The following is a 15023-nucleotide window of genomic DNA, read 5'->3' on the forward strand; positions in this document are numbered from 1 at the left end:
AACCTCTCTGTTCGGACGGGATGCCGCGGGTGCGGCACCTTGGGGGTTTGGCTAGGGCCTGTCGCTGAAGACGATGGTGTGGTTTCCGTGCCGGATGACGCGGTCCTCGGCGTGCCACTGCACGGCGCGGCTCAGCACGGCGCGTTCGACGTAGGCGCCGCGCGCCTGCAGGTCGGCGGCGGTCATGGAGTGGTCGACGCGCGAGACGTCCTGTTCGATGATCGGGCCTTCGTCGAGGTCTTTCGTCACGTAGTGGCTGGTCGCGCCGATCAGCTTCACGCCGCGCTCCTTCGCCTTGCGGTACGGCGCGGCGCCGATGAAGGCGGGCAGGAACGAGTGGTGGATGTTGATCACCGGCACGCCCAGCTTGTCGAGGAAGTCCTCGCTGATGATCTGCATGTACCGCGCGAGCACGACGAAATCGACGTTGCCGTCGAGAAGCTCGAGGATGCGCGCCTCGGCGGCCGACTTGTCGGGCCCCTGCGAGGGCACGTGGAAGAACGGGATGCCGAAGCCGCGGACATCCTCGGCGGTGTTGGTGTGGTTCGAGATCACCATCGGGATCGTGACCGCCAGCTCGCCGCGACGGTGGCGCCACAGCAGTTCGAGCAGGCAGTGGTCGCTCGTGGAGACGAGGATCGCCATGCGCTTGGGGATCGACTGGTCGGTCAGCTGCCACTGCATGCCGTACGGCTTGAGCGTCTTGGCGAGGTCCGCCTCGATCTCGGGGTACGCCGCGGTCAGGTCGGGGCGGTGGAAGACGACCCGCTGGAAGAACGCTCCGCCCTCGGGGTTGTCGGAGTACTGGTCGAGCGTGACGATGTTGCCGCCGTTGCGTGTGACCAGCGCCGTGATGGCGGCGACGAGGCCCTTCTGGTCGGGGCCGTGCACGATCAGGCAGGCGTGGTCGCGCTGGGGTTCGATGTGGGGTGACATTGCGCTCCTGGAGTGGCTGGGGTTCAGGCCTGTGCGGCGAGGTAGTCGTTCGCCCACTCGCTCGTGGCCAGCAGTCCTCCGAAAGTGTAGAAGTGGAGCTTGACGTTGCCATACCCGCCCTCGCGAGCCGGCTCTGCGAGCAGGGCGGCGAGGTCGGTGACGAAGGTGTCCGGCCCTGCGGTGCCCATGAGGTTGGTCAGCGAGAAGCCGTACTTCTTCACGATCATCGCGTTCGCCCCGATGCCGAAGCGGCGTGCGAAGCCGAGCAGTCGCTTGATGCCCGCGGGCCCGGGGGTGCCGATGCGCACCTGCGTGTCGATGCCACGGTCGCGGACGCCGCTGATCCAGGCCAGGACAGGGTCGGTGTCGAAGGCGAACTGGGTCAGGATGACCGCATCCAGCCCCTGCTCCTTGAGGGAAGCCGACTTGTCCTCGAGGTGGCGCCAGAGCACGTCGGCCTCGATGTCGGGGTGACCTTCGGGGTAGCCCGCGATCGAGACCTCGCGCACGCCGTACTTCTGCAGGAGGCCGGTTCGGATCACGCTCAGCGAGTCGGCGTAGGGGCCCTCGGGCTCGGCCGGGTCGCCGCCGACGGCGAACACGTGCTCGGTGGCGCCGACCTCCTGCAGGCGGCCGAGGAACTCCTCGAGCTGGTCCTGCGACTGGAGGCGGCGGGCCGAGATGTGGGGCACGGGCACGAAGCCCAGGTCGCGCACAGCCTTGGCGGCCGAGACGCGCATGTCGAGGTCTTCGTTGCCGAGGAAGGTGACGTTGATCTTGGTTCCGGCGGGGATCGCGTGGCGTGCCGCTTCGAGTCCGGGCACGTCTTTTCCGGTCATCTCCAGCGAGAAGTCGCTGACGAGCTCGCGAGATGCGGCCTTGTTCGGAGCGGGGGTGCTGGTAGCCACTGGAGGTCCATTCCTCTCGGTTCTTGCGCCGCGCCGGTGCGGCCGAGAAGAACTTTACCTATGTCCATAGGGATTGTCCATAGGGATCGGATGTCCAGTCCCGACCAGCGGGACACCAGCGTGCTGGGCCGGCCGGCTACGACTCGGTCACTCGACGGCCAGCAGCCGGTTGAGCTCGTCGCAGGACTGCGCATTCTCGAAGCCCCGCGCGATCCCGAGCACGCGAGCCACGCGATCCGCGCCGATCAGGAGGTCCGCGAGGTCGGCGAACTTCAGCGAGATCGCCTCCAGGTGCGCGTCGAGGTCGGCGTCCTCGACGGGGGCGATCGCGTTGACGTTCGTGTCGATCCGCGTGCCGTCGACGAGCGAGACGCTCACGCGGGTCTCCCCGAAGCTCAGGCCCTCGGCGACCTGCACCTCGACCTTGTCGCGCAGCGCCACGAGGCGCGGATCCTGCGTCTTCTCGTCGGTGAAGCCCTCGCTCGTCGTCGGCTCGTCGGCGAGCGCGAGAGCCGACACGTAGCGGAGGCTGAACTTGCCCTCGAGGCCCGTCACCGGCTCGGGGATGTCGCAGGTGCCCCGCACGATGGGCCGGGCGGTGAGGACGACGGAGACGATCTCGTCGTCGGCGAAGTCCCGCAGAGCCTTCGCCGCCCGGATCGACTCGACGGCGGAGTGCGTGCCGTGGCAGCAGGCGTGCCGCTTGGCGACGACGCCCCAGATGCCGGATCGTCCGGCCAGCTCTCGATCGACCCGCTCGATGTCGAGGCGGTCGCTGTGGGTCCACTGGTACCCGCGAGCCGCTTCGATCCCGTCGTCGGGGGCGGTGAAGCCGTCCTTCGCGGCGAGGGCGGCGAACACCCCGTTCGCCGCTGCGCGTCCTGCGTTGAGATGCTTGCCCATGGTGCCGAAGACCACCTTGAGGCCCGAGGCCTGGGTCGCGGCGAGGCTGAGGGCGCGGCGCAACCCGTCGTCGTCGAGCTGCGCGAGCACCCCGGCGGCGACTGCCGCCCCGAAGACGCCGACGGTGCCGGTGTTGTGGAAGCCTCTCGCGTACGACTGCTCGCCGGTCGCGAGGCCGACGACGGACATCGCGTGCACCCCCGCAGAGAACGCCGCGAGGATGTCCCGACCCGAGCTGCCGAGCGCTTCACCCACCGCGAGCGCGGCGGGCATGATGACAGAGGTCGCGTGGCCGCCGACGAAGATGCTGGTGTCGTCGAAGTCGAGGGCGTGCGCCGCGATCGAGTTCACGAGCGATGCCTGCGACATCGACGTCTTCGTCGTGGTGCCGATCAGCGTCGAGCGCGGGTTGCCGCCCTCGGCCTCGGCGAACGCCCGGGCGATCCTCGTCGACTCCTCCGAGGTGCCCGCGAGGGCGACGCCCAGGTAGTCGATGAGCGCGGCCTTCGCGCGGGTGAGGTCCGCCTCCGACAGGCCGTCGTGTGCGATGGCCTGCACGTCGTCCACGAGCCGGTCGGTGAACGAGGTCTCGATCTGCGTGATTGTCATCTCTGTCCTTCTCATTCGGTCGGGGCATCCGGTTCGGCAGGCGTCGACGGGACGGATGCCGATTCGTCCGTCGCCCCGAGACTCTCGGGCGCCGGCGTCCGGGACCGGGTCGCGCCACGGCGGGGCGCAGGCGAACATCGACGCCTTCACCGACACGCGGTGGATCACGATCCGCCGCGAGCCGGGGCAGTACCCGCTGTAGACCGCCGGCCACGCCGCGCTCGGCTCGTCAGGCGTCGGCCGGCGCGAGCCCCTGTGGCGGCGCTCCTCCCCGGATGCGAGGATGGGCAGAATGGACGCGGCGACATCGGCCTCGCGGACCGGCGGGGCCCGGCGCGGGTCTCCCGTTCGCCAAGTGCTCACCCTCTTCGGCGACTACTGGCTCGACATCTCGGATCCGATGCCCTCCGGCGCGCTTGTGGCGGCCCTGGGCGACATCGGAATGAAGGAGCCCGCGGCGCGCGCGACCCTCTCGCGCATGGTGAGGACGGGCCTGCTCGACCTCGAGCGGGTCGGGCGCCGCACCACCCACTCGCTCACCGAGCGCGCGACCGGCATCGTTCGAGAGGAGGCGGACTGGCTCGATGCGTTCGGATGCCACGAACCCGAGTGGGACGGGATGTGGAGCGTGCTCGCGTTCTCGATCCCCGAGTCCCGGCGCGCGGTGCGGCACAGCGCGCGGTCGCGGTTGAAGTGGCTGGGCTTCGCCCCCCTGTACGACGGGGTGTGGATCTCGCCCCTGCGCGACGACGGCGAGGCGATGTCTCAGCTGCGGACAATCGGGGTGGACGACGTCACCTCCATGAGGGCGACGCTCGAGACCTCGTTCGACGGGCCCGCCCGTGCGTGGGATCTGGCCGCCGTCGTCCGGCAGTACGCCGACTTCGAGGCCGAGTTGACCTCGGCGCCGGATCCCGGCACGCTCCGCGACGCACTGTCGGAGCGGTCGCGCCTGATGCTGGCATGGCAGGCGTTCCGCGGCGTGGACCCCGGGCTGCCGATCACCCTGCTGCCCGACCCCTGGCCGCGAGTGGCCATCCGCGCTCTCTTCGCCGGGCGCTACAACGCGCTGGGGCCCGCTGCCGAGGAGCGCGTGCGCTCGCACATCGCCGCGATCAGCCCTGAGCTCGGCGAGCTCGTGACGGAAAGGCGTCTCGCAATCAGTTGAACTTTCATTGACGGTCGTCACAACAATTTCTAGCATGTGTCGCAAGCGGCACCTGCCGCCCATGACGATGACGTCGAATGAAGGGTTTTCAATGAAGAGACGCAGAAACGCACGCATCCTGGCATCTGCTGTGGCCATCGGCGGCCTCACCCTCGGCCTGCTCGCGGCGCCGAGCGCAGCACTCGCGCGCCCGGACGTGTCGATCGAGGTGCTGTCGGGAAGGGCGGACAGCGTGTCGGGCGGCGACGCTCTGATCGCGGTTTCGGGAACGAAGAAGGACGCGCGGGTGGTCGCCGCCGGCGTCGATGTGACGGCCGCGTTCCACGCGAGTGGCGACGGGCTGGTCGGCCTGGTCGAGGGTCTGCCGCTCGGCGTGAGCGAGGTGCAGGTGCTCGCGCACAACGGCAAGGTCGACGCCACGCTCGAGGTCGAGAACCACCCCATCACGGGCCCCGTGTTCTCGGGGCCGCAGCATCCGATGTACTGCACGGCGTCGGGAGCGCCCTGGAACCTCGGGTCGGTCGATGCGGACTGCCACGTCGCCGCGGCCAAGGTCACGTACCGCTACCGCACCACGGCCGGGCAGTTCGCGAACTACCCGACCGACGGCTCGGTGCCGGCAGGCGTCGCCACCACGACGACGATCGACGGCACGACGGTTCCGTACGTGGTGCGCATCGAGCGCGGCACGATCAACCGCGCCGTGTATGAGATCGCGATCCTGGATGAGCCGGGCGGCGACGAGCCCAGCCCGTTCGCGGACATCGCGGGCTGGAACGGCCGGCTCGCCTACACCTTCGGCGGTGCGTGCGGCGTCGGGTACTGGCAGGGCACGTCCACCGGCGGAGTCGAGAACGACATGCTTCTCAGCCGCGGCTACGCCGTCGCATCGTCGACGCTCAACGTTTTCGCGACGAACTGCAACGACGTCACGAGCGCCGAGACCGCGATGATGGTCAAGGAGCACCTCATCGAGGAGTTCGGTCCGGTCACGTACACGATCGGCTCGGGCGGCTCGGCCGGCACGATGCAGCAGCTGCTGCTCGCGAACGACTACCCCGGCATCCTCGACGGCGTGCTCGGCGAGATCGGCTACCCCGACGAGCGCTCGACGACGATCGCCGGGCACGACTGCCGCGGTCTGCAGAACTACTGGGCAACGCCCGCCGGAGCCGGCTGGACCGACGCGCAGAAGCTGGCCGTGACAGGTCACGCGGCGACGTTCACGTGCATCGGCTTCACGTTCTTCGACGGCGTGGACGACCCGAACCGCGGCTGCGCGGCGGCCATCCCCGTCGCCGACCGCTGGTCGCCGTCCAACCCCGAGGGCCTGCGCTGCACCATCGCCGACATGGTCGAGAACGTCTACGGGACCGACGAGCAGGGCCGCGGTCTGCGCGTCGAGCCCGACAACGTCGGCGTGCAGTACGGCCTGAATGCGCTGAAGGAGGGCTCGATCTCGATCGAGCAGTTCCTGTCGGTCAACGAGAACATCGGCGGCATGGACGTCGACGGCGTCCGCACTGCGGCGCGCTCGGTGGCGAGCGTCGACGCGATCGAGCGGGCGTTCGCGACCGGTCGCGTCAACATGATGACGGGCGGCCTCGCGTCGATCCCTGTCATCGAGATGCGCCCCTACACCGACCCGACGGGCGACTTCCATGAGCGTTACCGTTCGGCCATCATCCGCGAGCGGATGCTGCAGGCCTACGGCAACGCCGACACGCATGTGAACTGGACGAGCCCGAACATCGGGAGCGTCACGAACGCGGTGCGCCTCGCGTCGCTCGTGCAGCTCGAGAAGTGGCTCGACAACATCATGGCGGCCGGTGGCATGGGTGACCGTGCGCGTACGGTGGCGGCGCGTCCGGCGGGCCTCACCGACGGCTGCTACGACGCCTCGGGCGCGTTCATCTCGGAGGTGCTGGACTACGACGCGGACTCGACGTGCAACCAGCTGTACCCGTACCACTCGCAGCCGAGGGCCGAGGCGGGCATGCCGCTGACTGCGGACGTGCTCAAGTGCCAGACGACGGCTCCCGTGCGCGCGGACTACCCCGCGATGACGGATGCCGAGTGGCAGCGCCTGCTCGTCGCCTTCCCGGACGGGGTCTGCGACTGGTCGAAGCCCAGCCAGGGCTACACCGAGCTCGAGGGCACCTGGCTCGAGTTCGGCGAGACCGAGCGGGTCGCGGTGTCCGGGCCGACGATCGCCGGCAACGCCAAGGTGGGCGTGCGGCTGACCGCGGACGCGTCATCCTCGACGCCCGGCGCGCAGCTGTCGTACCAGTGGTTCGCCGACGCTTCGCCGGTCGACGGCGCCACGGACGCGGCGTTCACGCCCGGCGCGGCATTGGCCGGTGCGGCGATCACCGTGAGCGTGACGGCCGTCGCCGATGGCCATGTCACCGTGACGGCCGTGTCGGATCCGACGCACAAGGTCGCCGGCAAGCGATGACGCGGATCCGTCGCGGCTGAAGCGCGGCGGCTGATCGAGGGTGGGGACGACGTCTGTCGTCCCCACCCTTCGTCATTCAACCAATTCATGACGAGCGTCAAAGAAAGCTTGACAATAACCCCGACTCCGCCTGATGATGTGAGGACCGACACAGCGACGTGCGAGAAGGCGTATGCGCCGAGGCAGTGCGCGCGTCGACGGGTCGGATCCCGCCCACCATCACGTTCACCGAGAGGCTTCACCGATGAAGAAAGCTCTTGCCGCCCTTGCGCTCGGCGCCGCGGCCGTCCTCACACTCGCTGGCTGCACCGACTCCGCAGCCCCCACCTCCACGTCGACCGCGACCGAAGACGCCGGCGGCGGCGAGCTGCGCACCGTCCGCGTCGCGGCGCTTCCGATCGCCGAGACCGGGGCCCTGTGGGCCGCGATCGACGAGGGCATCTTCGCCGAGCACGGCCTCGAGCTCGAGGTCGTCCCCGCGCAGGGCGGCGCCCAGGCGATCCCCGCTCTGCTGTCCGGCGACATCGACTTCGCGATCGGTCAGCCCATGGGTCCGATCCGCGCCGACCTTCAGGATCTCGGCGTCGTCATCTTCAGCAACTACGCCTCGAGCAACGCCACCGGTGAGGATGTCAACGCGGTCGTCGCGCTCGGCGACGCGGGCATCGCGGGCCCGGCCGACCTCGCAGGCAAGCGCGTCTCGGTCAACAGCCTGGGCGCAGCGGGCGACCTGACGATCCGCAAGGCGGTCGACGACGCCGGCGGCGACTCGTCGACCATCGAGTTCATCGAGGTGGCGTTCCCCGACGTGAAGGCGCAGCTCGAGGCGGGCAACATCGACGCCGGCTGGGTGCCCGACCCGTTCCGCGGGCAGGTGGTCTCGGGCGGCGGCGTGTCGGTCGTCTCGCCGTACCAGGCCACGATCCCGGGCCTCACGGTGCTCACGAACTTCACCACGCAGGAGAAGATCGACTCCGACCCCGAGCTCGTCGCCGACTACGCGGCCGCGATGGCCGAGGCGCTCGACTTCGCCGCGCAGAACGAGGACGCCGTGCGCGCCGCGATCGCCAAGAACCTCGAGATCCCCGAAGAGGCCGCGGCCGGCATCGTGCTGCCGACCTTCACGGCCGACCTCGGCGACGCCGGCATCGAAGACCTCGCCGGCCTCGCGGTCGAGTACTCCTACATCGACGCCGAGCCCGACTTCGACCGGCTGATCCAGCCTCTGCCGTAAGCACACGCGGAAGAGGATGCCGCGGCCCGGCCGCTCACACCGGGCCGCGGCATCCGTCCCCGTTCCTCCCCACACGGAAGCGCTTCATGACTCTTGCTCCTTCCGCGTCAGTCGCGGCGCCGACGCCCACCGCCGTTGTGCGCGTGAGGCGTCGGCGCTCGCGGCGACTGGTGCGCAAGTCCCTGCTCGGCCTGCTCGGCGTGGTGGGTTTCCTCGCCACATGGCAGCTCATCTCGATCGCGGGCATGGTGGATGCCGCGCAGCTGCCGTCCGCATCCGACACGTTCGCGCAGCTGGGCGCGATGGCCCGCGACCTGGAGTTCTGGCGCAACATCGGTCGCACCATGTCGACGTGGGCAATCGGCCTCGTCGCCGCGACGCTGATGGGCGTCGTGCTCGGCACGATCGTCGGCCTCGTGCCGTTCCTGCGTCGCGCGACGCACACCACCGTCGAGTTCCTGCGGCCGATCCCGTCGGTCGCGCTCATCCCGCTCGCGATCCTCGCGTACGGCATCCAGCCGCAGGCCGCGCTCGTCATCATCATCTATGCGAGCTTCTGGCAGGTGTTCGTGCAGGTGCTCTACGGCGTCGCCGACATCGACACCGTCGCCCGCGACACAGCCCGCAGCTACGGGCTGTCGCGCGGCGAGCAGCTGCGCAGCCTCGTGCTGCCCACGGCGCTGCCGTATCTCATGACGGGGCTGCGGCTCGCGGCATCCGTCGCCCTGATCCTCGCGATCACCGCCGAGATGACGATCGGCAACCCGGGCTTGGGCCAGGTCATCTTCAAGGCATACAACATCGGCAACATCACGACCGTGTACGCGATCGTCATCGTGACCGGCATCTTGGGGCTCGTCATCAACCTCGTGTTCCGCTTCATCGAGCGTCGCGCGCTGTCGTGGCACCAGTCGGTGCGAGGGGAGGAGGTCCTGTGACCCTCTACACGACCACGGTCGTCACGCCGCCCAAGCCGTCACGTGTGTGGGCGAAGATCGGCGAGTCGACGCTCTACGCGATCGGACTGCCCATCGTCCTGCTGGTGCTGTGGGGTGTGTGGGCGACCCTCGCCCCGGCGAAGTTCTTCCCCGGTCCGCTCACGATCCTCGAGGCGTTCGTCGACACGTGGGTCGGCCCGCGATTCGTCACCGACGTGTTGCCCAGCCTGGGGCGCCTCGCGCTCGCGATCATCTTGTCCGTCGTCATCGGCATCGCCGCCGGCACCCTGATCGGCCTGGTGCGGTGGTTGCGCGAGCTGCTCGAGCCGCTGCTGGAGTTCTTCCGCGCGATCCCGCCGCCCGTGCTGATCCCGGTGTTCGTCGCTCTCATGGGCGTGACCGACTCGATGAAGGTCATCGTGATCGTCTTCGGGTCGATGTGGCCGGTGCTGCTGAACACGATCGAGGGCGTGCGTGCGACCGACAGCGTCATGACCGAGACGGCGCGCTCGTACTCGCTGACCCCCGCGCAGCGACTGTTCGAGCTCACCCTGCCGGCGGCGAGCCCGCGCATCATGGCGGGCGTACGGCAGACGCTGTCGGTCGCGCTCATCATGATGGTGATCTCGGAGATGTTCTACTCGTCCAGCGGCCTGGGCTACCAGATCGCATTTTTCCAGCGGAACTACCTCATCGCCGAGATGTGGAGCGGCATCCTGCTGCTCGGCCTCATCGGCGTGCTGCTGGCCGCGATCTTCAGCTTCGTCGAGCGCAGAGTGCTGCGCTGGTACCACGGAATCAAGGAGGTGGAGCGTGCCTGACGCGCTTCAGACAACACCGACGCTCCTCGAGGTGCAGAGCCTCCAGAAGGTCTACGAGTCGTCCACCGGCATCGTCGAGGCGATCGGCGACATCGGCTTCACGATGCGCCGCGGCGAGCTCGTCTGCATCGTCGGGCCCTCCGGCTGCGGCAAGACGACGCTGCTCAAGTGCATCGCGGGCCTGCTCAAGCCGACCGCCGGCACCGTCGTCCTCGACGGCAAGAAGGTCACCGGCCCGCCGCCGAGCATGGCCCTCGTGTTCCAGGAGTACGGCCGGTCGCTGTACCCGTGGCTGACGGTGCGCGGCAACGTCGAGCTGCCCCTCAAGCACAAGAAGCTCTCGCGTGCCGAGCGCGACCGGCTCGTCGACGACGCGCTCACCGCCGTCGGCCTGGACCACGCGTCGAAGAGCTATCCGTGGCAGCTGTCGGGTGGGATGCAGCAGCGTGTCGCGATCGCGCGCGCCGTCGCGTATCAGCCTGAGGTGCTCATCATGGACGAGCCGTTCGCCGCCGTCGACGCGCAGACCCGCGCAGACCTCGAAGACCTGGTGCGGACCCTTCACCGCGAGCGCGGCATGTCGATCCTGTTCGTCACGCACGACATCGACGAGTCGGTGTATCTCGGCGAGCGCGTCGTCGTGCTGTCGAAGTCGCCCACCTGGGTGCAGGAGGACCTCGCGATCGACCTCGCTCCCGAACGGGACCAGATCACCACGCGCGCGCTGCCGCGATTCACCGAGCTGCGCACGCACGTCTACGAGCAGATCCAGCGCGCCAAGCGCGGCGAGGCCGTGCGGCCTGGCGCGTCTGCGGCATGAACGCACCGGCTCCCGCGGTGCTCGCGACGGAGCCCACGATCCTCTCGCGCAAGCCGCGCCAGCTCCTCCTGGCGTTCTTCGGCGAGTACGTCTGCGACCGCTACTTCCTTCCGCTGCGGGCGACCACGCTGATCGGCGTGCTCGAGAGCGCGGGGATCGCCGCACCCGCAGTGCGCACGAACCTCGACCGCATGGTGCACAGCGGCCTTCTCAACCGTCGTCGGCTCGGCCGCGAGATCGGGTTCGTCCTCACGGAGCACGGCAACGAGGTGCTGCGCGAGGCATCCGAGCGCGTCAAGAGCTCGTCGCCCTTCGAGCCGCAGGGCGACGGATGGACCCTCGTGACCTTCACGCTGCCCGAGCACATGCGCGACCTGCGCCATCGCCTGCGCGCCGCACTGACCTGGTCGGGGTTCGGGGTGCTGCGCGACGGGCTGTGGCTCGCCCCGGGCTCGGTCGACCTGACGCACGCGCTCGGCGCGATGGTGCGCGATCTGCCGGCGGGCGCGCTGACTGCGTTCGCCGCGACCGAGGTCGACGGCTTCCCGATCGTCGAGGCCGTGCACCACGCGTGGGACGTCGAGCGGATCCGACGCGCGCACCACGAGTTCATCGAGCACTGGGAGCGGGATGACGCGGCATCCGGTCTGCCCCCGCTCACGGCGCGCACGCTGCTCGTCGCCGACTGGCTCGCGCTGCTGCGCGCCGACCCGCGGCTGCCCCGCCAGTACATGGGCGAGGGCTGGCCGGCCGACAGCTCGGCCGAGCTGTTCACGCGGCGTCACCGCGAGTACTCGTTCCCCGCGATCAGGGACTTCGCCGCGATGGTCAGCTGACCGGGTCGCGGCTCGGCTGACCCATACGCCGTCGAGAGCGCACGATTGACGCTTCCGCGCCGGGCTGCGCCGTCGTTCGCGCGCTCTCGGCGGGTGCCGAGTTCCGGGTTCGCGTTCCGGCTTCCGGACGACCCGACGAGCGACTCAGCCCGCGAAGCGCGCGCGCAGATCGGCCTTGCGCACCTTGCCCGAGGCCGTGCGGGGCAGCTCGTCGACGACGACGACGTTCTTGGGCAGCTTGTAGCGCGCGAGCTTGCCGTCGAGGTGCGCGCGCACCTGGTCGGTGGTGACGGATGCCCCGTCCCGCAGCGTCACGATCGCCCATGGCACCTCGCCCCACTGGTCGTCGGGCACGCCGATCACGGCGACCCCCGAGATGCCGTCGAGATCGCTGATGACGTTCTCGACCTCGGCGGGGTAGATGTTCTCGCCGCCCGAGATGATCATGTCCTTGAGGCGGTCCGAGATGTAGAGGTACCCGTCGGAGTCGAGGTAGCCGAGGTCGCCGGAGCGGAACCAGCCGTCGGCGGTGAAGGCGGCGGCCGTGGCATCCGTCAGCCCGTGATAGCCGGGAAACACGTTCGGGCCCGAGATCTCGATCTCGCCCACGGTGCCGCGCGGCACCATCGCGCCGTGCTCGTCGGCGATGCGCACGTCGGTGAAGAAGTGGGGCAGCCCGACGCTGCCCTGCTTGGTGCGTGTCATCTCGGGCGACAGGGCCGTCGCGCCCGGAGAGGTCTCGGTCATGCCGTAGCCCTGCGAGAACGACAGGCCACGCTGCTCGTACGCGTTGAGGATGCGATTGGGCACGGCCGAGCCGCCGCATGTGAGCTTCGCGAGCGACGAGATGTCGGTCGTCGCCCAGTCCGGGTGGTCGGCGAGGAGCTGGTACGTGGTCGGGACGCCGCTCAGCATCGTCACGCTGTGCCGCTGGATGAGCGCGAGCGCTCGTCCAGCATCGAACCCCTTCTCGAGGACGAGCGTGCCGCCCTTGAGGATCACCGGAAGCGCCCCCATACCGAGCGACGCGACGTGGAACAGCGGCGAGATCATGAGCGCGACATCCGTCGACACCACGTCGTAGTCGACGATGCAGTTGAGTGCCACCCACGTGAGGTTCTGGTGCGAGAGCACCGCCCCCTTCGAGCGGCCCGTCGTGCCCGACGTGTAGACGATCGCGGCGGCGTCGTCGAGCGTGACCTGGGCGTCTGCGTGGCCGGCGGTCGTGGTGCGGACGATGCGCGCGAGTCCGGGTCGCTCGGCCGTGCCCTCGCCCGTCTGGATCACGTGCGGCACGTCGAGGCCTTCGAGGACGGGCTCGAGCCGCGCCGCGAACTCCGGGTCGTGGATGAGCGCGCGCGCCCCCGAGTCGCCCAGCACGTGGGCGATCTCGGGCGGGGCGAGGCGCGTGTTCACCGGCACGAACACCGCGCCCAGCTGCACCGCCCCGAACAGCACTTCGAGGAACTCGGGCGAGTTCTCGCCGAGGTACGCGACCCGGTCGCCCTTGCGGATGCCCCGGCCCCACAGCAGCGCCGACACGCGATCCGCGCCGTCGGCGAGCTGCCGATAGGTCATGACCGAGCCGTCGCCGTAGACGAGGGCGGTCGTATCGGGCGACTTGAGGCGGCGCTTGGCCATCCACGAGCCCAGTCCGTGGTTGTGCATCGGTCCTCTCCTTCGAGGTGGGTGGGCGCGCGGCCGGTTCAGGCGTAGAAGCGGTACAGGCCCCGCGCGACGACGGCGGGCTTGGCGGCGCCCTCGATCTCGATCGTCTGGTCGACGGCGAACTGGTACCCGCCGGGCACCTCGGTGACCTCGGCGATGACCGCGCCGCCGCGCACGCGCGAGCCGACCTTCACCGGCGACACGAAGCGCACCTTGTCGAGTCCGTAGTTGACCTTCGTGGTGACGCCTTCGAGGTCGAACAGCTCCGACCAGAACTTGACCGTGAGCGACAGCGACAGGAAGCCGTGCGCGATCGGGGCGCCGAACGGTCCGTCTGCGGCGCGCTCGGGGTCGACGTGGATCCACTGGTGGTCGTCGGTGGCGTCGGCGAAGAGGTTGACGCGATCCTGCGTGACCTCGAGCCACTCCGACCAGCCGAGGTCGGTTCCGGCGAGGCTCGCGGCGTCGGCGTAGGCGGCGGTGGTGGTCATGGGGTTCTCCTTCGTTGGTTGTCGATGACGGATGCCGCGCTCACACGAACGCGGACGAGCCGGTGAGCGCGCGGCCCACGATGAGGGCGTTGATCTCGTGCGTGCCCTCGTACGAGTAGACGGCCTCCGCGTCGGTGAAGAACCGGGCCGCGGAGTGCTCGAGCAGGATGCCGTTGCCGCCGAGGACCTCGCGGCCGAGCGCCACGGTCTCGCGCGCGTGCAGGGCCGTCCACATCTTGGCGAGCGCGGAGTTCTCGTCGCTGAACTCGCCGGCGTCCTGCCGGATGGACAGCTGCACGACCATGCCGAGCGACGCCGTGAGGTTGCCGAGCATGCGCGCCAGCTTCTCCTGCACGAGCTGGAACCCGCCGATCGGCCGGCCGAACTGCTCGCGCTCGCGCACGTAGGCGACGGCGGCGTCGAGCGCGCCGGCCTGGAGCCCGGTCGCGATCCACGCGACGTCGGAGCGCATCGCGCGCAGCACCCGGGCGACGTCGCGCCACGAGTCGATGCGGGCGAGGCGCGCGTCGTCGCCGACGCGCACGCCGGTGAGCGTGATCTCGGAGTTCTGCATCGGCCGCAGCGCCACCTTGCCGCCGATCGTCTGGAGCGTGACGCCTTCGGCGTCCGCCGGCACGAGGAAGGCCTTGACCTCACCGTCGGCGACATCGCGCGCGAAGACGGCGAGCACGTCGGCCGTCACGGCCCCGCCGATCCAGCGTTTCGCGCCGTCGATCACCCAACCGTCGCCGTCGCGCCGGGCGGTCGTCGAAAGGCCCCCCGCGATGTCGGATCCGTGGCCGGGCTCGGTGAGCGCGAAGACGCCCTTCACGGCGAACGAGCGGATCAGCGGATCGAGCTGGGCGACCTGCTCGGGCGACCCGCCGTGCGCGACGGTCGCGCGGAACAGCCCCGACTGCGCGTTGTAGATCGTCGCGACCGACACGTCGGCCCGCGCGAGCACGTAGTTGCGGAAGCCCGAGAACAGCGTCGAGCGCGCCTCTTCGGCAGACACCCCGTCGGGCTGCATGAGCCCGAGCGGCACGAGCGCGCCGAGCACGGCATCCGGCATCGTCGCCGTCTCCCACGCGTGGGCCATGAGGGGCAGGATGTCGCGGTCGAGCGTCTCACGCAGCCCTTCGAGGGCGATCCGCGCGGGCTCGCTCAGGTGCGTCCGCGCGAAGCCGTACGGATCCAGTCCGATCGCGGTGTCGACGGCGAAGCCGGGCACGG

Annotated in this window: 13 protein-coding genes; 7 read left to right on the top strand and 6 right to left on the bottom strand. The window is 69.7% G+C overall.

The window, feature by feature from the left end:
• Window positions 1-51: 51 nt before the first annotated feature.
• From purU to AB1K54_RS13630, 3 genes are all read right to left on the bottom strand, one after another.
• Entirely contained in the window at window positions 52-936 is an 885-nt protein-coding gene (gene purU, locus AB1K54_RS13620; RefSeq protein WP_371203305.1) for a formyltetrahydrofolate deformylase, read from the bottom strand.
• A 23-nt stretch (window positions 937-959) separates the two neighbouring features.
• Window positions 960-1775, bottom strand: a complete 816-nt coding sequence (locus AB1K54_RS13625) for a methylenetetrahydrofolate reductase (protein WP_371203357.1) — start codon at window positions 1773-1775, stop codon at window positions 960-962.
• A 216-nt stretch (window positions 1776-1991) separates the two neighbouring features.
• Window positions 1992-3356 carry an MmgE/PrpD family protein gene (locus tag AB1K54_RS13630; protein WP_371203306.1) on the bottom strand — a complete coding sequence of 455 codons (1365 nt, stop codon included), beginning with the start codon at window positions 3354-3356 and terminating at the stop codon, window positions 1992-1994.
• A 355-nt stretch (window positions 3357-3711) separates the two neighbouring features.
• On the opposite strand from AB1K54_RS13630, the gene AB1K54_RS13635 reads away from it, so the two are divergent.
• From AB1K54_RS13635 to AB1K54_RS13665, 7 genes are all read left to right on the top strand, one after another.
• Complete coding sequence (locus tag AB1K54_RS13635) at window positions 3712-4524, top strand: PaaX family transcriptional regulator C-terminal domain-containing protein (RefSeq protein ID WP_371203307.1); 813 nt, start codon at window positions 3712-3714, stop codon at window positions 4522-4524.
• A 91-nt stretch (window positions 4525-4615) separates the two neighbouring features.
• Complete coding sequence (locus tag AB1K54_RS13640; RefSeq protein WP_371203308.1) at window positions 4616-6982, top strand: DUF6351 family protein; 2367 nt, start codon at window positions 4616-4618, stop codon at window positions 6980-6982.
• A 244-nt stretch (window positions 6983-7226) separates the two neighbouring features.
• Window positions 7227-8216, top strand: coding sequence for an ABC transporter substrate-binding protein (locus tag AB1K54_RS13645; protein WP_371203309.1), 990 nt, complete (start codon window positions 7227-7229; stop codon window positions 8214-8216).
• A gap of 86 nt (window positions 8217-8302) precedes the next feature.
• Window positions 8303-9154, top strand: a complete 852-nt coding sequence (locus tag AB1K54_RS13650; protein WP_371203310.1) for an ABC transporter permease — start codon at window positions 8303-8305, stop codon at window positions 9152-9154.
• Entirely contained in the window at window positions 9151-9975 is an 825-nt protein-coding gene (locus AB1K54_RS13655) for an ABC transporter permease (RefSeq protein WP_371203311.1), read from the top strand. Before AB1K54_RS13650 ends, AB1K54_RS13655 begins: the two co-directional genes overlap by 4 nt.
• A complete protein-coding gene (locus AB1K54_RS13660; RefSeq protein ID WP_371203312.1) occupies window positions 9968-10795 on the top strand; it encodes an ABC transporter ATP-binding protein in 828 nt (275 codons plus the stop codon). Before AB1K54_RS13655 ends, AB1K54_RS13660 begins: the two co-directional genes overlap by 8 nt.
• Window positions 10792-11631: a PaaX family transcriptional regulator C-terminal domain-containing protein gene (locus AB1K54_RS13665; protein WP_371203313.1), complete on the top strand. Its 840-nt coding sequence runs from the start codon at window positions 10792-10794 to the stop codon at window positions 11629-11631. Before AB1K54_RS13660 ends, AB1K54_RS13665 begins: the two co-directional genes overlap by 4 nt.
• A gap of 144 nt (window positions 11632-11775) precedes the next feature.
• On the opposite strand, the gene menE is transcribed toward AB1K54_RS13665, so the two are convergent.
• The 3 genes from menE to AB1K54_RS13680 are packed head-to-tail and all read right to left on the bottom strand — an operon-like array spanning window position 11776 to window position 15021.
• Window positions 11776-13299 carry an o-succinylbenzoate--CoA ligase gene (gene menE, locus AB1K54_RS13670; protein ID WP_371203314.1) on the bottom strand — a complete coding sequence of 508 codons (1524 nt, stop codon included), beginning with the start codon at window positions 13297-13299 and terminating at the stop codon, window positions 11776-11778.
• A gap of 38 nt (window positions 13300-13337) precedes the next feature.
• Window positions 13338-13790 (bottom strand): MaoC family dehydratase, encoded by a 453-nt coding sequence (locus tag AB1K54_RS13675; RefSeq protein WP_371203315.1) that lies wholly within the window; start codon window positions 13788-13790, stop codon window positions 13338-13340.
• Between the two features lie 40 nt (window positions 13791-13830).
• Complete coding sequence (locus AB1K54_RS13680) at window positions 13831-15021, bottom strand: acyl-CoA dehydrogenase family protein (RefSeq protein ID WP_371203316.1); 1191 nt, start codon at window positions 15019-15021, stop codon at window positions 13831-13833.
• Window positions 15022-15023 lie beyond the last annotated feature (2 nt).

The sequence above is a fragment of the Microbacterium sp. BWT-B31 genome (genome assembly GCF_041379855.1).
GTDB lineage: Bacteria > Actinomycetota > Actinomycetes > Actinomycetales > Microbacteriaceae > Microbacterium.